The organism is Variovorax sp. P4_D9, assembly GCF_056401695.1.
Genome location: NZ_JBFUIU010001789.1, coordinates 1 through 501, shown reverse-complemented (window position 1 = coordinate 501; position 501 = coordinate 1). Strand labels below are relative to the sequence as shown.

At 65.7% G+C, this 501-nt stretch carries 1 protein-coding gene; it reads right to left on the bottom strand.

The genetic code is table 11. From position 1 onward, the window contains the following. Positions 1 to 501 (bottom strand): NAD(P)(+) transhydrogenase (Re/Si-specific) subunit beta (locus AC1DY5_RS58355; protein WP_478123143.1); only part of this gene is annotated, 501 nt, incomplete at both ends.

Below are 501 nucleotides of genomic sequence, written 5' to 3'. Positions count from 1 at the left end.
GTTCATCGCCTTGCACATGATGTAGCTCAGGATCGCACCCGAGGAGCCCACCAGCGAGCCCGCCACGATCAGCATCGCGTTGTTCAGGCTGAAGCCGATGCCCGCGGCCGCCCAGCCCGAGTAGCTGTTGAGCATCGACACCACCACCGGCATGTCGGCGCCGCCGATCGGGATGATGATCAGCACGCCCATGACAAACGCCAGCAGCACCATCGCGAGGAAGGCGGGCCAGCTCTCGGTCGCCATGTACAGGAGGCCGAGCCCAATGGTCAGCAGGCCCAGCACCAGGTTCAGCATGTGCTGGCCCTTGAACTGCACCGGCGCGCCCTGGAACAGGCGGAACTTGTACTTGCCCGAGAGCTTGCCGAAGGCAATCACCGAGCCGCTGAAGGTGATCGCGCCGATGGCCGCGCCCAGGAACAGTTCCAGCCGGTTGCCCGCCGGAATGGCGTAGCGCAGGAAGCCGTCGATGATGGCCGCCCCTTCGGGCGTGTTGACGCC